Genomic DNA, 19,957 nt, shown 5'->3' on the forward strand with positions numbered 1-19,957 from the left:
CTCCTAGAGGCTGAAGCTGTTGGCGGGTTTGGCTGAGTGCTTGAGCTTGAACTGCTCGGGTTCGATGTAGGGGGCGGCACCAATGCTGAGCTTTGTGAAGTCAAGGTCCTCGCCGCGGGCGCACACCTTGATGGCATTCACGGCCTTGTTCACCTCCGGGCAGAGGCAGAAGATGTTGAGTTTGTAATCCGTGAACTCGGACCGTTCCACCGTTCCGAGTCCCCGCCAGGCAAGATGGCTGATGAGGGCATCCTTGGCTTTCTGCTCCAGGTAGCGGTCCCGCTCCGTGCCCTCCTTGGTCTTGAGGGCGAACTGGGCCACCACCCAGGACTGCTCCTCATTGGGGATTTCGGCGTAGCCGTCCTCCTGGCATTGGGCTGCGAAGGCGTCCAGCAGGCTCTCGGCACCCTCGGCGTCGGAGACATCGGTCTCCTCCGTCTTGCTCTGGTGCCCCACGACGCCGAAATTCATGACGAACTGGGAGTACTCCTCATCGAACCAGGCTTCCCGGAAGTGGAGGGTGCCCTCGTCGTCGCGCTTGTAGACCCTGACTATGCCGCTCATATGCGTCCCTTTGTAAACCATTCAACGTCGGTACCGTCGAAAGGCGCCTGCTGCGCCTTCACGGCATGGAAAAGCTCATCCGCGGCCGCTTGGATGTCCTCGATCAGCCGTTGGGGGTAGCGCATGGACACGCTGTGCTCGGCGAATTCGTCCTGGTCGTCGATGAAGACGCCGCGTGTTTCGGTGCGGATCACGTCAAGGTCCATGTCGATCACATGGAACTCCGTGACGGCGGGCCGGATGTCCGTCCATTCGTGGCCCACGGCGAGGTCGATGTAGAGCCGCACGCCGGCGGGGTGGGCGGAATCGTAGAACGTGGCCACCCAGTCGCCCTGGCGCGGCACCAGGAGCACGGCGTCCGAGCGCGTGTAGAACGCGGCGCCGGGGCGCGAACAGAACTCGTTGGTGCCCTGGAAGATCCACCAGCCGTGCCGGTCTTCGCCAAGGTACCGCCCGGGGACCACCCAGTGTGCCTTGCCGTTCCATTTCCGGTTGCGGGAGACCACCAGCTGCCCGGGCTGCAGGTTGCCGGGCACGCGGGTGGTGGTGGTGTGCAGAACCGGACCCGACTCCCCCACGGCACCCGGGTATTTCAGCGCGTCTTCGTCCCTCACAGGATCGGGAGGCTGCCAGTGGTGGGGTGCTGCTGCCCGGGCAGGGGACGCGCGAACGGGACCTTGGTGCCCAAAACCTGCGCGACGACGTCGTGCGTTATTTGCTGGGCGGTGAGCCCCACGCGCTCCATGACCTGGGCACGCGTGCCGTGGTCGAGGAACTCGACGGGCAGGCCAACCTCGTTCAGGGCGGTGTCCACCCCTGCTGCGCGCATTTCCTGCCGGATGCGGGAGCCGACGCCGCCGGCCCGGACGCCGTCCTCGATGCAGATCACCAAGCGGTGGTGCGAGGCCAGCGCGATAATGGACCGGCGGACCGGGAGCACCCAGCGCGGATCCACCACTGTGCTGCTGATGCCCTGTGCGCCGAGGCGGTTGGCGACATCGAGGGCGAGCTCGGACATGGCGCCCACGCTGACGATCAGGACGTCGTTCTCGGTGGATCCGGAGGGTCGGCGGGCCAGGATGTCCACGCCGTCGCTGAGCCGTTCCAGGGCGTCCACTTCGGGGCCCACGGATCCCTTGGAGAAGCGGACCACGCTGGGTGCGTCGCTGATGGCCACCGCTTCCCGCAGTTCTTCCCGGAGGCGGGTGGCGTCGCGTGGTGCGGCGAGGTGGAGGCCCGGAACGATCTGGACCATGGCCATGTCCCACATGCCGTGGTGGCTGGCGCCGTCCGGACCGGTCACGCCGGCGCGGTCCAGCACGATGGTGACGCCGGCCTTGTGGAGGGCAACGTCCATCAGCAACTGGTCGAAGGCCCGGTTCAGGAAGGTGGCGTAGACGGCGACGACGGGGTGGAGCCCGCCGAACGCCATGCCGGCGGCAGCGGTGAGGGCGTGCTGCTCGGCGATGCCGACGTCGACGACGCGCTTCGGGTGCTTTGCCGCGAACTTGTGCAGGCCCACCGGGATCAGCATGGCGCCGGTGATGCCGACGATGTCCTCGCGTTCGTCGGCGATGGCGGCGATCTCGTCCGCGAAGACGGACGTCCAGGACTGCGCCCCGCCGGTACCGGTTGGTTCGCCGGTTTCGGGATCGATGATGCCCACCGCATGGAACTGGTCCGCTTCATGGGCACGGGCCGGCGCGTAGCCATGGCCCTTTTCGGTCATGGCGTGGACAATCACCGGGCCGCCGTAGTTCCTGGCGGTGGAGAGCGCATGCTCCATGGCCTGGAGGTTGTGGCCGTCCACGGGTCCGATGTACTTCATGCCGAGGTCCTCGAACATGCCCTGCGGCGCCCACCAGTCCTTGATGCCTTTTTTCATGGCGTGCAGGCTCTTGTAGGTGAACTGTCCTGCGGGGCCGCCGTTCTGGAGCTTCTTCTTCCACCAGTCCAGCGCGCCTTCATAGGCGGGTGCGGCGCGGAAGGAGTCGATGGTGGGGCGCAGGGACGCGAGGTAGTCGGCAAACCCGCCCACGGTGGGGGCGTAGGAACGGCCGTTGTCGTTGACCACGATGACAACGCGGCGCTTCTTGTCTGCCGCGATGTTGTTGATGGCTTCCCAGGCCATGCCACCGGTCAGGGCGCCGTCGCCCACGATGGCCACCACATGCCGGTCGCCTTCGCCGGTGAGCTGGCGGGCCCGGGAGATGCCGTCCGCCCAGGACAGGGAGGAAGACGCGTGCGAGCTTTCCACGATGTCGTGTTCGGACTCCGCGCGTGAGGGGTAGCCGGAAAGGCCGCCTTCCTGCCGGAGGGTACTGAAGTCCTGGCGTCCGGTCAGGAGCTTATGGACGTAGGACTGGTGGCCCGTGTCAAAGACGATGCTGTCGCGGGGGGAATCGAAGGTGCGGTGGACGGCGAGCGTCAGTTCCACGACGCCAAGGTTGGGTCCGAGGTGTCCGCCCGTCTGTGAGACGTTCGTGATCAGGAACTCCCTGATCTCCGAAGCCAGCTGCTCCAGCTGTTCCTCGGTCAACTCGTTCAGGTCCTGCGGATTCCGGATGGTGTCCAAGATTCCCAATGACCCCTCCTTCGGGTGGTAGACGTGCCGTTTAACTCTAACGCCTTGGCTTGGTTGCAAAGCCGAAGCCCCGGCTGGTCGGTGACCGGCCGGGGCTTCGGGGAGGATGCTGGCTGCGCAGCTGTTCCGCTAGTTCGCGGAGATCTGCCGCAGCACGTACTGCAGGATGCCGCCATTGCGGTAGTAGTCGGCTTCACCCGGGGTATCGATGCGCAGGACCGCATCGAAGCTCGTGGTGGTGCCGTCTTCGGCCGTCGCGGTGACCTTCAGGGTCTTCGGCGTGGTGCCTTCGTTCAGGGCGGTGACGCCCTCAACCGCGAAGGTTTCCGTGCCGGTCAGGCCCAGGCTGGCGGCGTTCTGGCCGGCCGGGTACTGCAGCGGAAGGACGCCCATGCCGATCAGGTTGGAGCGGTGGATGCGCTCGTAGCTTTCGGCGATGACGGCCTTGACGCCCAGCAGCGCCGTGCCCTTGGCGGCCCAGTCGCGGGACGAACCGGAGCCGTACTCCTTGCCTGCCAGGACAACCAGCGGGGTGCCGGCTGCCTGGTAGTTCTGCGCGGCGTCGTAGACGTAGGCCTGGGGGCCGTCTGCCTGGGTGAAGTCGCGGGTGAAGCCACCCTCGACGCCGTCGAGCAGCTGGTTCTTGATCCGGATGTTGGCGAAGGTGCCGCGGATCATGACCTCGTGGTTGCCACGGCGGGAACCGTAGGAGTTGAAGTCCTTGCGCTCCACGCCGTTGGCCAGGAGGTACTGGCCGGCCGGGGTGTCGGACTTGAAGGAACCGGCCGGGGATATGTGGTCGGTGGTGACGGAGTCGCCAAGCTTCAGCAGCACGCGCGCACCGGTGATGTCCTTGACCGGTTCCGGCTGGGCCTGCATGCCCTCGAAGTACGGGGGCTTCCGGACGTAGGTGGACTTCTCGTCCCAGGCGAAGGTGTCGCCGGCGGGGGTGTCCAGGGCCTTCCAGCGGTCGTCGCCTTCGAAGACGCCCTCGTAGCCGCGGGCGAACATGCCCTTGTCGATCGAGGAGTCGATGACCTGCTGGACCTCGACCGGGTTCGGCCAGATGTCCTTCAGGAAGACGTCGTTGCCGGCCTCGTCCTGGCCCAGGGCATCGTTTTCGAAGTCGAAGTCCATGGTTCCGGCCAGGGCGTACGCGATGACCAGCGGCGGGGAGGCCAGGTAGTTCATCTTGACGTCCGGGTTGATCCGGCCTTCGAAGTTGCGGTTGCCCGAGAGGACTGCGGTGACGGAGAGGTCGTTGGCCTGGATGGCCTCGGAGATCTCGGCGTCAAGCGGCCCGGAGTTGCCGATGCAGGTGGCGCAGCCGTAGCCCACGATGTAGAAGCCGAGCTTCTCCAGGTACGGGGTCAGGCCCGACTTGTTGTAGTAGTCGGTGACCACCTTGGAGCCGGGAGCGACGGAGGTCTTGACCCAAGGCTTCGCGGCCAGGCCCTTTTCCACGGCGTTGCGGGCCAGCAGTGCGGCGGCCAGCATCACGGACGGGTTGGACGTGTTGGTGCAGGAGGTGATCGAGGCGATCGACACAGCTCCGTGGTCCAGTTCGAACTCGCGGCCGTCGGCGGTGGTGACAGCCACCTTCTTGGACGGACGTCCGTTGGACTTGGGGCCGTGGCCGTGCGGGGCCTGCTCGGTGAGGTGGGTCGCAGAGGCGGTGAAGGACGGCGAGTCGGATGCCGGGAAGCTCTCGTCGATCGCTTCGTCCAGGCTGCCGTCGGCGAGGTCCACCTTGACGTAGTTGCGGAGGTCCTCGCGGAACTGCGCCTTGGATTCGGTGAGGATGATGCGGTCCTGCGGGCGCTTCGGGCCGGAGATCGACGGAACGACGGTCGACAGGTCCAGCTCGAGGTACTCGGAGAACTTGATTTCGCGAGAGGGGTCGTGCCAGAGGCCCTGTTCCTTCGCGTAGGCCTCGACCAGGGCGACGTTCTCGTCGGACCGGCCGGTGAGGCGCAGGTAGTCGAGGGTGACGTCGTCGATCGGGAACATGGCGGCGGTGGAACCGAATTCGGGGCTCATGTTGCCGATGGTGGCGCGGTTGGCCAGCGGCACGGCCGCGACGCCCTCGCCGTAGAACTCGACGAACTTGCCCACCACGCCGTGCTGGCGCAGCTGCTCGGTGATGGTGAGGACGACGTCGGTGGCGGTGGCACCGGCCGGGATGGACCCGGTCAGCTTGAAGCCGACGACGCGCGGGATCAGCATGGAGACGGGCTGGCCGAGCATGGCCGCCTCGGCCTCGATGCCGCCGACGCCCCAGCCGAGCACGCCCAGGCCGTTGACCATAGTGGTGTGCGAGTCGGTGCCGACGCAGGTGTCGGGGTAGGCGCGCAGAACACCGTCAACCTCGCGGGTCATGACGGTGCGGGCCAGGTATTCGATGTTGACCTGGTGCACGATGCCGGTTCCCGGCGGGACGACCTTGAAGTCGTCGAACGCGGTCTGGCCCCACCGGAGGAACTGGTACCGCTCGCCGTTGCGCTGGTACTCGATCTCCATGTTGCGCTCCAGTGCGCCGGAGTTGCCGAAGGCGTCGATCTGCACGGAGTGGTCGATGACCATTTCCGCCGGTGCTAGGGGGTTGACCCGCTTGGGGTCGCCGCCGAGTTCCTTGACGGCTTCACGCATGGTGGCGAGGTCCACAACGCAGGGCACGCCAGTGAAGTCCTGCATGATCACGCGCGCCGGCGTGAACTGGATTTCAGTGTCGGGCTCGGCGTTCGGATCCCAACCGGCCAGTGCGCGGACGTGGTCGGCCGTGATGTTCGCGCCGTCCTCGGTCCTCAACAGGTTTTCAAGCAATACCTTGAGGCTGAACGGAAGGTTTTCTGCACCTTCAACGGAGTTCAACCGGAAAATTTCGTAATCGGTTCCGGCTACATTAAGTTTGCCTTTTGAACCGAAGCTGTCCACAGTGCTCATCGCAGGACTCCTCTCGCAACAGTTTCATCTTTGTCGCGCGGTTGACCGCCTGCTAGTTAGGATGCCCTAAGTAGTTCGAGGGCCCGAAAATTGCACACGGCCGGCCGAGAATTCGGGCGCGACGTGGGACTACTACGGCCATCGTAGTCCAAAACGCCGGTGGCATCACGGACCAGGAGCCAGCAGCGCCACGGTCTCCAGGTGGTGGGTGTGGGGGTACAAGTCGAAGGCACGGAGCCCGGCGAGTTCCCAGCCCGAGCGTCGAAAGTAACCGAGGTCACGGGCAAACGACGCCGGATCACAGGACACATAGGCAATGGCACGGGGCTGCGAGGCAATGAGTTGCCCGACGACGGCTTTCCCGGCTCCCGCACGGGGCGGGTCGAGGACGAGGGCGTCGAAATTCCGAGGCTTCTGGCGGAGCACACGCTCCACGCGGCCCTGGACCACCTCCACCTGCGGTGCGGAATGGAGGTTCTTGCGGGCATCGCGGCTGGATCCGGGCGCACCTTCAACCGAGAGGACGGACCCGGTCTCCCCCACGGCATCGGCCAGCACCGCAGTGAACAGTCCGGCGCCGGCGTACAGATCCGCAACCACAGCCCCGGGGTGCAGGAAGCCGCCGCCTCGCAGGAATTCCGTGACGGCGCCCACAAGTGTCCCGGGCGCGTCGCGGTGGATCTGCCAGAAGCCCGCGCCAGACACGCGGTAGTCGTGGCCGGCCGCCGTTTCCTGCACCCACGTCCGGCCCCGGACCTGCGCAGCGTCGCCGCTGACCGGATCGAACGCCGCCACGGACACCTCCGGCGGCAGTCCGGCGGCAATGGCCCGCAGCCTCTTGTCCTTGGTTCCCGGCGCCGGAGCCAGGAGCACCAGTGGGCGGGAGCCGTTCGCCGGAGCCGCCACCTCAACGCGCTCGATGCCCTGCAGGTCCAGCTCCCAGAGGCGAAGTGCGTTGACCGCTTCCGTGGCCAGCGGCATATCCCGCACCGGAACGATGTGCCCGGAACGGTGCGCGTGCATCCCCAGCTTGCCGCCGGGGGTGACCGAAAAGCTCGCCCGCGTCCGCCACCCGAGGCCGGAGCCGTCGTCGTGCGCCTCCCCCACGGCTTCCACGCTGCCGGTCCACACGGACGGTGCAGGGTCGACGCCGGCGAGCCGGGTGAGCTGCTCGGCAAGGACGTCGGCCTTGAGCTGCCGCTGCCGGGCAAGGGTGATGTGCCCGAATTCGGCGCCGCCCACCGGCGGATGGCCGTGGCCCCAGGCCCGGGCTGAATCGGCGAGGTGCCAGAAGTGCTCCACCCGGTCGGGGGACGCTTCGAGGATCTCCACGGCGTCCGCCCGCCAGAACTTGGCGTCGTCGCCGGCATCGGTCAGCCGGGCACGGACCTTCTCGCCGGGGATGGCGTGCCGGACAAAGACCACCCGGCCTTCGTGGCGGGCCACGCAGTGCCCGCCGTGGGCTACGGGCCCGACGTCGAGCACGGCCTCTTCGCCGGCATGGCCGGCCCCCTCGGATGCCGGTACTGCCGTGGGCGGGGTTCTGACGGTCACTGGACGTCCTGCAGGTTCTTGGCTTCTTCGGATGATTTGAGCTGCCAGGGAACGCTGGCCACCATGACGCCGGGTTCGAAGTGCAGCCGGGTCTTGATCCGCAGCGCGGTCTGGTTGTGCACCAGCTGTTCCCACCATTTGCCCACGACGTATTCCGGAATGTAGACCACGATGAGGTCCCGCGGGGAGTCAAGGCGCATTTGCTTGACGTAGTCCATGATGGGCGTGACCGTCTCGCGGTACGGGCTGGCGAGGACCGTCAGCGGGACCGGGATTTCGAGCTTCTCCCAGTCGGTGATGGTGTGGGCGGTTTCTTCCGGATCGATGTCCACCGTGATGGCGTCCAGCCGCGAGGGCCTGGACGCGCGGGCGTAGGCCAGGGCACGCAGGACGGGCTTGCGGACGTGCGAGACCAGCAGCACGGCATGGACCCGGGTGGGCAGGGCGCGCGGCGAGGAGTCCTCGTCCACGGCAAGTTCCTTGGCCACATTGTCGTAGTGCGCCCGGATGCTCCACATGATCAGGAAGAGGATGAACATGGCCAGCAGCGCGATCCAGGCGCCTTGCTGGAACTTGGTGATGAGGACAATGACCAGCACCAGGCCGGTCATGCCGAACCCGATGGTGTTGATGGTCCGGGATTTCAGCATCCGGCGCCGGACGGCCTTGTCCTTGGCGAGTTTGAGTTCCCGGCCCCAGTGCCTGATCATGCCGAGCTGGCTGAGGGTGAAGGAGATGAAGACGCCCACGATGTAGAGCTGGATCAGCTTGGTGACGTCGGCGTCGAAGGAGATGATCAGCACCAGGGCGCCGGCGGCAAGGGCCAGCACGCCGTTGCTGAAGGCGAGCCTGTCGCCGCGGGTGCGCAGCTGCCGGGGCAAGTAGCCGTCCTGCGCCAGGATGGAGCCCAGCACGGGGAAGCCGTTGAAGGCGGTGTTGGAGGCGAACACCAGGATGACGCCGGTGGCTGCCACCACGATGTAGAACGGGATGGAACCGGGGCCGAAGATGGTCTGCGCGATCTGGCTGATGGCGGGGTTCTGGATGTATCCCTCGGGCAGCGGTTTGCCGTCGAGCAGGAACTCCTTGGCCGGGTCCAGCACGATGTGGACCTTCGTGGCGTTCGCCAGGTAGATGATGCCTGCGAGCATTGCGGCACCGATGATGCCCAGCAGCAGGAGGGTGGTTGCCGCGTTCTTGCTCTTGGGGTGCCGGAAGTTGGGAACGCCGTTGCTGATCGCTTCAACACCGGTCAGTGCCGCGGCGCCGGAGGAGAAAGCCCGCAGGAGCAGGAATGCACCGGCCAGCCCCACCAGGCCCTGGTCGAAGCCCTCGGCCGGGACGATGGTGAAGGCTGCAGACGGTGCCTGGCCCAGCTGCCCGGTGGCCGCCTGGAAGATGCCCACCGCCGTCATGCCCAGGATGGAGGCCATGAAGATGTAGGTGGGGACCGCGAAGACGCTGCCCGCTTCCTTGATGCCGCGCAGGTTCACCAGCGCAAGGATGACGACGCCGATGGTGGCAATGACCGCCTGCTGGCCGTGCAGGGACGGGACAGCCGTGGTGAGGTAGGCCGCGGCCGAGGACATGGACACGGCAACCGTCAGGACGTAGTCCACCAGGAGCGCCGAGGCCACGGTCAGGCCGGCGTACTTTCCCATGTTCACGTTGGCGATTTCGTAGTCGCCGCCGCCGGAGGGGTACGCGTGGACGTTCTGCCGGTAAGAGGCCACGACGGTCAGCAGGACCACCATCACGGCCAGGCCCACCAGCGGTGAAATCGCCACCGCACTGACGCCGGCCAAGGCGAGGGTCAGCAGGATCTCATCCGGGGCATAGGCTACAGACGACAACGCGTCCGACGCGAAGATCGGCAGTGCGATCTTTTTCGGCAGCAGGGTATGGGCAAGGCGGTCATTCCGGAAGGGCCTGCCCACCAGCACGCGTTTGACGGCGTTCAGTATTGTCAACACCCCACAAAGCTAGTCTGAATCGCGGACGATGTCATGACGGAGCCGGGCCGGGCCGAACCGCGGACGTGCCGGTAGAGTTCTAGCTGCACGATCGTGACGTACATACAGAGGAGATACGGTGGCGCATTTCGTGATCATGGGATGTGGCCGGGTGGGGGCAACGCTGGCGCACACGCTGGAGGATGCCGGCCATTCCGTGGCCATCATCGACCAGGACGACCGAGCGTTCCGCCGGCTCCGCCAGGGGTTCACAGGCCGGAAGGTCACGGGTGTTGGGTTCGACCGGGACACCCTTAAGCAGGCCGGCGTCGGTGAAGCCTACGCCTTCGCGGCGGTGTCCAGCGGCGACAATTCGAACATCCTGGCCACCCGCGTGGCCCGCGAGACCTTCCATGTCCCGCACGTGGTCGCCAGGATCTACGACCCCGGACGTGCCGAAATCTACCAGCGCCTGGGCATTCCCACCGTGGCAGCCGTCCGCTGGAGCGCGGACCAGGTACTGCGGCGCATCCTGCCCGAGCAGCACCTCGCCGGCGATTTCCGCGAACCATCCGGACGGCTGGTCCTGGCGGAACTGGACCTGGACGGTGGCTGGATCGGGCATCGGATCAGCAGCATCGAGAAGGCAGCCGGTGTCCGTGTGGCCTATCTCACCCGTTTCGGCGAAGGCCTGCTGCCGGACGCGGGCACCGCTTACCAGGACGGCGATACCGTGCACGCCATGCTGCAGGTGGACCGCAGCGCCCTGATCGCCCAGATCCTCGCCAAAGCCCCCGCCAAGGAGTACCAGTGAAAGTAGTCATCGTCGGCGCCGGCAGCGTCGGATCATCCATTGCCCGGGAATTGCTGGCTCACAAGCATGAGATCCTCCTGATCGACCTCAAGCCGGAGGTGATCGGGCGCAGCGGCCTGCGCGGTGCCCACTGGCTGGTGGGTGATGCATGTGAGCTCTCGACGCTCCAGGGCGCCAAGGTGGAGGATGCCGACGTTGTGGTTTCCGCTACGGGTGATGACAAGGTCAACCTGGTGGTGTCGCTGCTGGCGAAGACGGAGTTCGGCGTGGGCCGCACCGTGGGCCGGGTCAACAACCCTAAGAACGACTGGATGTTCAACGACTCCTGGGGCGTGGACGTCGCGGTCAACACCCCGCAGCTGATGACCGCCCTCGTGGAGGAAGCGGTGGAGATCGGCGACCTCGTCCGGCTCCTGACGCTCCAGACCGGCGTTGCATCGCTGGTGGAGTTCACCGTGCCGCACGACTCGCACGTCATCGGCATGACCGTTGGGGACATTCACTGGCCGGAGGACGCCACCCTGGTGGCAATCCTCCGCGACCAGGCCCCCATCACCCCGAGCCGGGACGATGTGATTGACGGCGGTGACGAACTGTTCTTCGTCACCACGATCGCCGCCGAGGACAGGTTGCGTGAGCTTCTGTCCTCGGCTCCCGGCAGCATCGACGCCGGCACCCCGCCGCAGCACGCCGTCGGCGTCCAGCAGGCCGCAAGCGAGTACGGTCCGGTGCCGGACGACGACGGCTTCGACGGCTAGGTGCGCCCGGCGCCTTGAGCCGTTACTCGGCTTGAGGCATCAGGCGCCGTGGCCGGCGCTTGCCTGGTCCTCGGTTTCGGCCGGAGCCGGGCGGGTGACGAGCCATGCCACCCACACTCCAAGGATGTACAGGGGCGCGCCCATGATCAGGCGAGTGGTGGCGAGGGCGGCCAGGCCGTCAGCGCCCATCAGGTAGAGGGGCACCTGAACGACGAGCCGGAGCGCCAAAACCGCAACGATGATCCAGGTTCCCAGCCTGTAGGCCTTGACCCGGTCCGGGTCTTTGCGCCATTCCACTCCCTCGTTGCGGATGAAACCGAAGAGAAGCCCGGCCACAGGCCACTTAACGATGATTGAAACCACCATCGCCAGGATGTAGGCGGCGTTGGTGAAGAAGCCGGGCAGGTAGAAATCCTCCGCCTTCCCGGTGGTGTTGGCCAGCCATGCCGAAATGCCGACGCCCACCACGCCCGCCAGGGCCTGGGTCAGGGGGCGCCGTTGTGCCAGCCTGGCGATGGTGAACGCAGCTGCCGATGCCAAGGCAGCGACCAGGGAGAGTGTGAGCTCCCGTGTCACGGTGAACGCCACGAGGAAAACCAACCCGGGAACAATGCTTTCCGCGATGCCCTGGACTCCCCCGGCGCTTCGCAGGACGTCCACCCGGCCGTCGTGGGTGCGGTGGAGCCCCGCCTTGGCCGCGTACTCGGCGGCCAGGCCGGCCACAGGCGACTGGGCAGCTGCCGGCGATGGCGCGGCTGCCGGTGACGGGCCCGTACCCTGACGCCGGCCCGGGCCGGCGCTTTCGGAGGACTGTTCGGGCTGCTGCTCGGTCATTCGTGCTCCTGGCGGGACATGATCTCGTAACGGGGATTGAAGATGGTGGGCATGTCCTTGCCACGGGCAAGCATTCCCTCGACCCGGATCTCGGCGCCCGCTTCGATGCCCGGCACCCGTCGTCGGCCCAGCCACACGATGCGAAGCCGTGCGGGCTTGTTTCGGCCGGGGCCGGCGCCCGGCCGCCCGGTTCCGGTCTCGGAGACAATGGCGCTGAACTCTGCCGTCCGGTCAGCGGGTACGAAGGTCACGGATTCGATGTGCCCCTGGCACAGCACGCGTCCTTTGTCCGGGAGTTGGTCCAAAGGGGTCAACCCACCGGACGCGTGGGCGGGTCCGCCCTGTGCGGCCTCAGCCGATTTGGGTAATTTCGGGACCACGTTCTGGTTCCTCCAAAGTGGGACCGGCGGGCGGAGGAGTAGCGGAGGCGTCCTTGGGCAGCCGCAGCTGCAGGAGGTCCCGCGGCGGCATGGGGCTGTCGCCGCGGACCACCACCACCTTGCGGAAAAGGGTCTCCAGCGGTTCTGCGGCGGGGCGCTCCAAGGCTGCGGGTCCGCCCAGGACGCCGCGCAGGAACCAGCGCGGACCATCGACGCCGATGAATCGGGCCACCCGGTAGCCCTGGCTGCCGTCCGGAAGCCCGGCAGGGAGTTTGGCAACCAGTTCCGTGCCAAACGCGCCTTCCACCTCTTCGACCTGGCCGCCCTGGGCACCGACCGACTGGCCGATCTGTTCGCGGATCTCGTCCCACAGCGTTTCTGTCTTGGGGGCGGCGAAGGCCTGCAGTTGGAGGCTGGATCCGTTCAGGTCAAGCGTGACTGCCACCACCCGCTGCGTTGCCTCCTCAACCTCGAGGCGGAGCTGGAGTCCCTCGCTGGGCGTGATCAGGAGGGCACCGAGGTCCACGAAGCCGTCCCGGCTGCCTACTTCGGACTCATCGAAGGGGCCGTCCTGGCTGCGCGTGGAAGCGGCGGCTGAGCCTTCTCCGGGTTCCGCTGCCGTCAGCTCTTCGTCCGGCTGCGCCGGCTCGTCCTTCTTGGCTTTCCTGCCGAGCCCAAAGACCATGGGTGACTCCTTCGTTCCTAAAATGTGCCAGTTCTCAAAATCTGCCGGCCGGGACCATGTCCTGCCGTCGTGCGCGCTGGCGTGGCAGCGGTTGTGGGTGGAGGTGTCAGGCTCCGGGAACGTTGAACCCGCCGGTGGAGCCGAAGCCTCCCGTGCCGCGCACGGAGCCGCTCAATTCGCTGACAGGAATGAAGTGCGCGTGTTCCACCCGCTGGATAACCATCTGTGCAATTCTATCGCCGCGGCGCAGCTCAATCGGCTGCGAGGAGTCGGTGTTCAGCAGGGTAACCGATATCTCTCCGCGGTAGCCCGCATCCACGGTGCCAGGTGCGTTCACGATTGTCAGCCCGTGCTTGGTGGCCAGTCCGGAGCGCGGGTGGATCAGCGCAACGAACCCGTAGGGCAGGGCAATGGCCACACCCGTGGGGACCAGTTTGCGCTCCCCCGGCATCAGGACCACGTCTTCGCGCGCGCGAAGGTCCGCTCCGGCGTCGCCCGGGTGCGCGTAGGAGGGAGCTTCCAGGTCCGGATCCAGCATCTTCAACTGGACCTGCATGGTGGGCGAGGCTGGGGATGCCGCGTCCGGGTCGAGGTCTACTGCGGTGGGATGTTCAGTCACAGTCACTCACTCTAACCCGCGCCCCCGCAACAGTCCCAGATGGCCGGATCCGGAGCCGCAGCACCCAAGATGAAATAGCGGACCAAAGGTGGAAAGCTTGGCATATGCCCGAATCAAGCACGCCAGCGTCCGTTCCCAGCACACCCTCGGCCGGGACACCTGTCACATACCAGGAGAAGCTCTGGCCCAACGCCTGGATCTGGGTCATTGCCGTGGGCGTCTCCGCGGCCGGCATCCTGGTCTTCGCCCCCATCAGCATGGCGGCCGGGTATACCGCGGCGGTGGTGCTCCTGGCCATCATCAGCGTGCTCCTGGTCCTGTCCACTCCAACCATCACCGTTACCCGGGACGCACTGACGGTCGGACGGGCCAGCATCGAACGCAAATTCGTCGGCAGCGTTGAGCCGTTCACCTCCGGGGAGGCCACAGCGGAGCGGGGCACGAGGCTCAACGGGCTCGCCTACCTCTGCATCAGGGGCTGGATCGACCCCGTCGTGAAGATCGAGATCACCGACCCGGCCGACCGCACCCCGTACTGGCTCGCCTCCACCCGGCATCCTGACAAGCTGGCCGCTGCCCTCACCCGGGGCTGAGCGTACAAATATCCGTCGCAGCCTTCCCGCCTGCGGTTACTCCTCCTCGGCGCAGGGCGGGCCCGCCCATTCGGGCCGGAATCAGGCGGAAAATCACGGCGCGCCCTGCCCCTTGAGCCAATTCGGCGCCACCGGGTGGCAGAGTTTCGATTGATAGTAATGCCAGGGTGGAGGATTTGTATGCAGGATCTACGGCTTGTAGGCGTGCACGACGACGGGACGCATCTCCTGTTGAGCGGGGCCGGCGGCGAGATGTTCCAGCTGCCAATCGATGAGGCCCTCAGGACGGCCAGCCGGTCCGCGGCCAAACCGCGGGCGGAGCGGTCTGCCGTTCCGATGTCCCCGAGGGATATCCAGGCCCGGATCCGCGCCGGTGCCACCGCTGCAGACGTTGCGGAGTTGTCCGGCATGCCGCTGGCAAAGGTGGAGCGTTACGAAGGGCCGGTCCTTGCCGAGCGCGAGTACGTTGCGCAGCAGGCGCGGAAAGTCGAAGTGGCGGCGCCCTCCCCCGGCCACGACATCTACCGGTCCGCCTTCGGCGACAACCCGGCTACCCTGGACGACATGGTGTCCCACCGGCTGTCCGCGCACGGCATTGATCCGGCCACGGTGGAATGGGATTCGTGGCGGCGCCAGGACGGCACCTGGACGGTATCCGCGAGCTTCGAGGCCAAACAGGGCGGGACTTCCGGTATTGGCGAGGAGCCCCCGGCCCTGTGGACATTCAGTCCGGCACGCAAGTCGCTGCAGAACACCAACCGGTGGGCACAGCAATTGAGCGAGCTTGAGCCGCTGGACGGACCTGTTCCGGCCCGCCGCCTCACTGCTGTATCGGACCGGCCCTTCGACTTTGAAACCGACGCGGATTCGTCCAAGGCGGCTTCCGGCAGCCAGGGCGCCCCCGCCCAGGAGGCCGGCAAGGAGTCCGACGGCCTCCTTGATATGCTCCGGTCGCGGCGTGGCCAGCGGATAGGCGTCGACGAAGATTCTGATGACGCCCTGGCACTGCTGCTGACCCATGGGGTACCGGCGGCCCATCCCCGCCCGTCCGAGGTGGTTCCTGAACCCGAGTCAAACGAACCGGAGCCGCAGGACGACCAGCGGGACGGACCGGCGGCCCAGGGTGATTCGTTCATCCGCCGCAGGGATGCCAGGCCGTCCATGCTGTCCAGGCTCAGCCTTATCCCGCCGCACCGCGACATCCAGGACGATGCTTTGCGGCTTCACGACGGCGTCAGCACGAACACAAGGGAAATCACCATTGCCGCGTCCCCACAGAAACCTTCGGGCGGCAGCCAAGGAACAGGTGGCGCCGGGCTGGATGAGTTGCTTGGCGGGAACCCACGCCGCAGTTTGACGAAGCAGGACGACACTTCCCCCACCACCGGCCAACTTCCGGAGACCGAGGCGCCGGAACGGCCGGCGAAGCCTAAGCGATCCAGCGTGCCTTCCTGGGATGAGATTGTTTTCGGAACCCGAAGCGACTAGGGATTCCCTCCAGGGGCCCATGATGGACTTGGGCACGTGCTACGATCCCCACCACGCGGCCGCGTGTAAAGCGAATTTACCAGGAGGTTCTCGGTGCCGGACACAACCTGCCATATGTCCATTTCGCTGGACGGCTTCGTCGCCGGACCGGACCAGAGCCTCGAAAACCCGCTGGGTAAGCGGGGACTTGAACTGCACGGCTGGCATATCGGCGACCCCCGGGCCACTGAAACCAATCAGGTTGCCGCCAATTGGCTCATGCGGCCCCGCGGCGCCTATGTGATGGGCCGGAACATGTTCGGTCCCGTCCGTGGTGAGTGGAGCGGGGAATGGAACGGCTGGTGGGGTCCTGAACCGCCCTATCACGCACCAGTGTTCGTCCTGACCCACTATGAACATGACCCGATCCAGATGGAGGGCGGGACCACGTTCCACTTCGTCACCGACGGATTCGACGCCGCCTATGCTGCCGCGTCCCAAGCCGCCGGAGACAAGGGCGTCGACATCGCAGGTGGAGCTTCGACCGTCCGGCAAGCACTGGCTGCCGGTGTCGTGGACGAATTGACGCTCGACATCGCCCCGGTGCTTCTTGGTTCGGGCGAACGTATCTTCGACGGCATCGAGTCTTTCGACTTCGAACCCGTCGAGGTGCTTCACTCGCCGTTGGCAACCCACATCCGCTACCAGCGCAGGAGCTAGCAGGCGCCTGCAGGTCGCCAGGCGTCAGGGTGCAGGGCAGGAAGGGTGTCGGGCTGGCAGCTATGCCAACGGCGCGGCGGGGGTCGTTCCGTGAGTACCCGAAAGTCCCGTTCGACGGCGGCGCACTGGTCAGCCGCGAGCTTTGCCTTTCACACGGGCTGGTGTCACGCGCGTTTGAGTCCGGCCCGTTTGAGTCAGGCGGATTTGTGTCAGACGCGTTTGAGTCCGGCCCGTTTGAGTCAGGCGCGTTTGTGTTAGCCGGGTTTGTGTCGGGCGCGTTTGTGTCAGGCGGGAGCGTGCAGGATCCGTGCCAGGCTTTCTTCTCCTGGCGACAGCCCTAAGTAGGCGAAGTCGGGGTGGCTGGCAGGCGGTTCGCCGGCGTGGCTCCCCCGCTCTTTCAGACGGTGGTCCGGTGGTGGCCACTTTGTGGGTTCCCAGTCCTGGTGTTCGCTGTGGTAGTGGCGGCCGGCCGGTGAGGTCCATCCCGGTGGATCGGTCTTACTCGCCGGGGTGGGCTTCCAACCGGTGGTATGCCGGAGCCGGTGATGTTTCGGGCAGGGCTGTCCCAAGTTGCTGATCCCGGTAGTCCCACCATTAGCCCAGGCGAGGATGTGATCGGCCTCCGTGTCCAGGGATGAGTTGCTGCAGCCGGGGAACGGGCACTTACCGTCCCGGAGCCTGAGCCAGTTCCGCATCGCCTTGCCCACCCGGTAACTCTTCCGGCCAATCTCCAACGGCGCCCCGTCCCGCGGATCCACGAGCACCCGGTAAAACGAACCCGCCCCCGCAGCGACCAACCGCCGCGCCATCGAGGCCGGGATCGGCCCATACCCATCCAGCACCGCCGCCTCATCCGTCAACCCCAACAACGAAAACACCGGCACGGTCACCAACACCTGCGCCCGGACCGCATCAGGCGGGACGTCGGCGGGCCTCGCGAAGTTTTCGGGGCTGGTGCAACCTTCGTCTGGCCCCACGTCTACCCTCCCGACCGCCTGTCCCGTGCTCAGCCCCGCGGTCAGAAGGGACGTGGCAAACACATCGGCCCGGAGCTGGGCGAGGGTGCGGGTCTCCTCGGGTCCCTGCAGGCCACGCGAGATGGCGTTGAGCCGGTTCCAGGCCGCCGCTGCCTGGTCTGCGGGCAGGTACGCGGACAGCCACGCCATCCCGTCCCGGTCCGGCCGGTAGTCCACTCGCCGGTCCGCCACGGACCTGGTATGCCGCGTCTCGATCGACTCCGCATGATGACGCTCCCGCCACGACCGGGCCTTCGCCCGGAACCGGTGCGCCGGCAACTCCCCCACCGGACACCCCCGCGCCGTGTCCGGGGCGTCCGGGTCCAGGAAGTGCGCCTCTAACTCCACAGCACCTGCCGCATCCAAGGCCGCGGCCTCGTCCGCCATCACCACAGCGTGGCCCCACGACAGGGTCCCCGCCTGCAACCCCGCCAGCGTCAACGGCAACGAGGCAACAACAGCGTGCGCCGTGGCCAGGAACGACGACGCCGCCCGCGGACCCAGCGCCAACACACACCCCACCTCCGCAGCGACCGCCATCTCCTGCGCCACCACCGGCACCCCCCGCCCCGCCACAACACCGGCAGCATCCGCAAACGCCACCGCAGCCCGCGCCTTCAAACCCGCGACCCTCGCCTCCACCTCCCTGGCCCCGGCCAGAACATCAAGGCAACCATCCACCAACCCAGCCAACGGATCAGCAGCACAGAACGGCTCCGCGCCACACCCGTCCACCTCGGCAACCAGCACGGCAAGGGCAGCACGAATATCCGCCAACGCCTCCACCACCGCCACTTTCCCCATAAACCCATCATGGCAAGGGGGTACGACATTCAGTGCTGGTCAGATCGGGCCGGACAGGCACCGGCAGCCCGGGAGTGCGGCAAAACCCGGCGGGAACAGGGCAGGAGAATTAGCTAACGACAACGCGCACAAAGCGTGCCCGGGTGTGACCGATGTTCGCGCAGGCGTAGACCTGCGAACTGGGAAAGGCAAGGTGCTCGCCAGGACGGAGCTCGGTGGCACCGCTTTCCAGATCTATGCGGATTGCTCCCTCAGAGACCAGGAGCATCTCGGACCACCCCACCGGATCAGGCTCCGCGTCGTATCGCTCGCCTGGTTCCAGGGTCCAGGCCCACAATTGCGCTTCCCTGGTGGCGGGCACGGAAGCCAGCAACACCGCCAGGCTGCCTTCCCGCTCTCCGCGCCACGCAACTTCGCGGATGTCAGCACGTGGTGCTGCAGGGGCGGCCACGAGATCGACGAATGTGACGCCCAGAGCATCGGCAAGGTGGTCCAGGCCGGTCAGGCTGATGTTGGCCTCGCCCGCTTCGAGTTTGACCACCGTACGGCGGCTGACGCCGGCGCGATCAGCCAAGGCGACCTGGCTTAGCCCGGCCGCCGTCCGAAACCGGCGCACGTTCTCACTGACGTGCTTCAGGACCCCGGGTGTTTCCTCAGGTTGCATGTGCACTATTCTGCACCATAAAGTCGAGCATTATGTTGCACATTGGTTCCCGGGCTCTGTTTTCTCGGCAAGAAATCGCCCTCGTCCTAATCACTGCGGTTTGGGGTGGCACGTTCCTCGCCGTCCACATCGCCGTGCAGTACAACGGACCCTGGTTCTTTGTGGGCATGCGGTTCCTGACAGCCGGCATCATCAGTGCGGTCATCTTTGCACGCGTCCTGCGCGGCATCAGGCCGCGGGACATCGTGGCCGGCTCAGCCATCGGCGTCATGATCTTCCTCGGCTACGGACTCCAGACTGTCGGACTTCAAACGATCGGCAGCAGCACGTCAGCGTTCATCACCGCCCTCTACGTGCCGCTGGTTCCGGTCCTGCAGTGGATCGTGTTCAGGACGCCGCCGCGGTTCCTCACCTGGGTCGGTGCCGGTTTGGCTTTCGCCGGCCTCGTGCTGCTCGCCGGCCCCGGCAGCACCGGGTTGGCCTTCGGCCCCGGGGAAATCGCGACGCTGGTGAGCACCCTGCCGATCGCCGCGGAGATCATCCTTATCGGCTGGTTTGCAGGCAAGGTAGACCTCGGCCGGGTAACCGTCCTGCAGTTGCTGATTGCGGGGGCGCTGGGCTTCCTGGCCATGCCGCTGGCCGGGGAGACGGTGCCGGCCTTCTCATGGGTTGGCGTGGGAGCGGCTGTTGCCCTCGGGGCCGCAAGCTGCGTCATCCAGCTCACGATGAACTGGGCGCAGAAATCGGTATCCCCGACCAAGGCCACCATCATCTACGCAGCCGAGCCCGTGTGGGCTGCGGTGATCGGGCGGGCAGCGGGTGAGCGGCTGCCACCGGCAGCGCTCGTAGGCGCCGGCTGCATCGTGGTGGGGGCGCTGGTCAGCGAACTCAGGCTGCGCAGTCGCAGGCGTGCCCCGGCGGCCGCCCTGCCACCCGCGGGAATCGAGGGCCCTGCCGGCCTGGTGCACCAGCACGGCAACGGGACTGATTGACAGCTCCTAGCCCC

The 19,957-nt window shown here is 66.5% G+C and carries 18 protein-coding genes; 6 read left to right on the forward strand and 12 right to left on the reverse strand.

The window, feature by feature from the left end; all coding sequences use genetic code 11:
* Positions 1-3: 3 nt before the first annotated feature.
* The 6 genes from ACX5I6_RS16670 to ACX5I6_RS16695 form a co-directional block, all read right to left on the reverse strand.
* Positions 4-564 carry a hypothetical protein gene (locus ACX5I6_RS16670; protein ID WP_461841193.1) on the reverse strand — a complete coding sequence of 187 codons (561 nt, stop codon included), beginning with the start codon at positions 562-564 and terminating at the stop codon, positions 4-6.
* Positions 561-1,178 (reverse strand): DUF402 domain-containing protein, encoded by a 618-nt coding sequence (locus ACX5I6_RS16675; protein WP_461841194.1) that lies wholly within the window; start codon positions 1,176-1,178, stop codon positions 561-563. The genes ACX5I6_RS16670 and ACX5I6_RS16675 overlap by 4 nt, the downstream gene beginning before the upstream one ends.
* Positions 1,175-3,148: a 1-deoxy-D-xylulose-5-phosphate synthase gene (gene dxs, locus ACX5I6_RS16680; protein ID WP_461841195.1), complete on the reverse strand. Its 1,974-nt coding sequence runs from the start codon at positions 3,146-3,148 to the stop codon at positions 1,175-1,177. The genes ACX5I6_RS16675 and dxs overlap by 4 nt, the downstream gene beginning before the upstream one ends.
* A gap of 129 nt (positions 3,149-3,277) precedes the next feature.
* A complete protein-coding gene (locus ACX5I6_RS16685; RefSeq protein WP_461841196.1) occupies positions 3,278-6,091 on the reverse strand; it encodes an aconitate hydratase in 2,814 nt (937 codons plus the stop codon).
* Between the two features lie 165 nt (positions 6,092-6,256).
* Positions 6,257-7,645: a class I SAM-dependent RNA methyltransferase gene (locus tag ACX5I6_RS16690; RefSeq protein ID WP_461841197.1), complete on the reverse strand. Its 1,389-nt coding sequence runs from the start codon at positions 7,643-7,645 to the stop codon at positions 6,257-6,259.
* On the reverse strand, positions 7,642-9,618 hold the full coding sequence (locus ACX5I6_RS16695; RefSeq protein WP_285248925.1) for an APC family permease: 1,977 nt from the start codon (positions 9,616-9,618) through the stop codon (positions 7,642-7,644). Before ACX5I6_RS16695 ends, ACX5I6_RS16690 begins: the two co-directional genes overlap by 4 nt.
* A gap of 118 nt (positions 9,619-9,736) precedes the next feature.
* Here ACX5I6_RS16695 and ACX5I6_RS16700 point away from each other — a divergent pair, with 118 nt between their 5' ends.
* Together ACX5I6_RS16700 and ACX5I6_RS16705 are read left to right on the forward strand one after the other, a co-directional pair.
* Complete coding sequence (locus ACX5I6_RS16700) at positions 9,737-10,411, forward strand: potassium channel family protein (protein ID WP_018761109.1); 675 nt, start codon at positions 9,737-9,739, stop codon at positions 10,409-10,411.
* On the forward strand, positions 10,408-11,169 hold the full coding sequence (locus ACX5I6_RS16705) for a potassium channel family protein (RefSeq protein ID WP_461841198.1): 762 nt from the start codon (positions 10,408-10,410) through the stop codon (positions 11,167-11,169). Before ACX5I6_RS16700 ends, ACX5I6_RS16705 begins: the two co-directional genes overlap by 4 nt.
* Before the next feature lie 39 nt (positions 11,170-11,208).
* Here ACX5I6_RS16705 and ACX5I6_RS16710 read toward each other — a convergent pair whose 3' ends face one another.
* The 4 genes from ACX5I6_RS16710 to dut all read right to left on the reverse strand — a co-directional run bounded on the left by ACX5I6_RS16710 (position 11,209) and on the right by dut (position 13,687).
* Entirely contained in the window at positions 11,209-12,003 is a 795-nt protein-coding gene (locus ACX5I6_RS16710; RefSeq protein ID WP_461841199.1) for a DUF3159 domain-containing protein, read from the reverse strand.
* On the reverse strand, positions 12,000-12,281 hold the full coding sequence (locus ACX5I6_RS16715; RefSeq protein WP_461841200.1) for a single stranded DNA-binding domain-containing protein: 282 nt from the start codon (positions 12,279-12,281) through the stop codon (positions 12,000-12,002). The genes ACX5I6_RS16710 and ACX5I6_RS16715 overlap by 4 nt, the downstream gene beginning before the upstream one ends.
* Positions 12,282-12,354: 73 nt before the next feature.
* Positions 12,355-13,068 carry a DUF3710 domain-containing protein gene (locus ACX5I6_RS16720; RefSeq protein WP_285248929.1) on the reverse strand — a complete coding sequence of 238 codons (714 nt, stop codon included), beginning with the start codon at positions 13,066-13,068 and terminating at the stop codon, positions 12,355-12,357.
* A gap of 106 nt (positions 13,069-13,174) precedes the next feature.
* Positions 13,175-13,687 carry a dUTP diphosphatase gene (gene dut, locus ACX5I6_RS16725; RefSeq protein WP_461841201.1) on the reverse strand — a complete coding sequence of 171 codons (513 nt, stop codon included), beginning with the start codon at positions 13,685-13,687 and terminating at the stop codon, positions 13,175-13,177.
* A gap of 104 nt (positions 13,688-13,791) precedes the next feature.
* On the opposite strand from dut, the gene ACX5I6_RS16730 reads away from it, so the two are divergent.
* From ACX5I6_RS16730 to ACX5I6_RS16740, 3 genes are all read left to right on the forward strand, one after another.
* On the forward strand, positions 13,792-14,280 hold the full coding sequence (locus ACX5I6_RS16730) for a DUF3093 domain-containing protein (protein ID WP_285248931.1): 489 nt from the start codon (positions 13,792-13,794) through the stop codon (positions 14,278-14,280).
* Positions 14,281-14,460: 180 nt separating this feature from the next.
* Positions 14,461-15,768 (forward strand): septation protein SepH, encoded by a 1,308-nt coding sequence (gene sepH, locus ACX5I6_RS16735; protein ID WP_461841202.1) that lies wholly within the window; start codon positions 14,461-14,463, stop codon positions 15,766-15,768.
* A gap of 93 nt (positions 15,769-15,861) precedes the next feature.
* Complete coding sequence (locus ACX5I6_RS16740; protein ID WP_461841203.1) at positions 15,862-16,467, forward strand: dihydrofolate reductase family protein; 606 nt, start codon at positions 15,862-15,864, stop codon at positions 16,465-16,467.
* A 284-nt stretch (positions 16,468-16,751) separates the two neighbouring features.
* Here the strand turns inward: ACX5I6_RS16740 and ACX5I6_RS16745 are convergent, their stop codons facing one another.
* Positions 16,752-18,287, reverse strand: a complete 1,536-nt coding sequence (locus tag ACX5I6_RS16745; protein ID WP_461841204.1) for an HNH endonuclease signature motif containing protein — start codon at positions 18,285-18,287, stop codon at positions 16,752-16,754.
* A gap of 109 nt (positions 18,288-18,396) precedes the next feature.
* Entirely contained in the window at positions 18,397-18,951 is a 555-nt protein-coding gene (locus tag ACX5I6_RS16750) for a helix-turn-helix domain-containing protein (protein WP_461841205.1), read from the reverse strand.
* A 32-nt stretch (positions 18,952-18,983) separates the two neighbouring features.
* On the opposite strand from ACX5I6_RS16750, the gene ACX5I6_RS16755 reads away from it, so the two are divergent.
* Entirely contained in the window at positions 18,984-19,943 is a 960-nt protein-coding gene (locus ACX5I6_RS16755; RefSeq protein ID WP_285248936.1) for a DMT family transporter, read from the forward strand.
* Positions 19,944-19,957 lie beyond the last annotated feature (14 nt).

The organism is Arthrobacter sp. MMS24-T111 (genome assembly GCF_054888995.1).

What these genes read in the sequence shown, in the direction of transcription:
- ACX5I6_RS16720 (WP_285248929.1), bottom strand. Translation starts at nt 13,068, where the DNA reads ATGGTCTTTGGGCTCGGCAGGAAAGCCAAGAAGGACGAGCCGGCGCAG.
- ACX5I6_RS16685 (WP_461841196.1), bottom strand. Translation starts at nt 6,091, where the DNA reads ATGAGCACTGTGGACAGCTTCGGTTCAAAAGGCAAACTTAATGTAGCC.
- ACX5I6_RS16755 (WP_285248936.1), top strand. Translation starts at nt 18,984, where the DNA reads ATGTTGCACATTGGTTCCCGGGCTCTGTTTTCTCGGCAAGAAATCGCC.
- ACX5I6_RS16730 (WP_285248931.1), top strand. Translation starts at nt 13,792, where the DNA reads ATGCCCGAATCAAGCACGCCAGCGTCCGTTCCCAGCACACCCTCGGCC.
- sepH (WP_461841202.1), top strand. Translation starts at nt 14,461, where the DNA reads ATGCAGGATCTACGGCTTGTAGGCGTGCACGACGACGGGACGCATCTC.
- ACX5I6_RS16750 (WP_461841205.1), bottom strand. Translation starts at nt 18,951, where the DNA reads ATGCAACCTGAGGAAACACCCGGGGTCCTGAAGCACGTCAGTGAGAAC.
- ACX5I6_RS16745 (WP_461841204.1), bottom strand. Translation starts at nt 18,287, where the DNA reads ATGGGGAAAGTGGCGGTGGTGGAGGCGTTGGCGGATATTCGTGCTGCC.
- ACX5I6_RS16710 (WP_461841199.1), bottom strand. Translation starts at nt 12,003, where the DNA reads ATGACCGAGCAGCAGCCCGAACAGTCCTCCGAAAGCGCCGGCCCGGGC.
- ACX5I6_RS16670 (WP_461841193.1), bottom strand. Translation starts at nt 564, where the DNA reads ATGAGCGGCATAGTCAGGGTCTACAAGCGCGACGACGAGGGCACCCTC.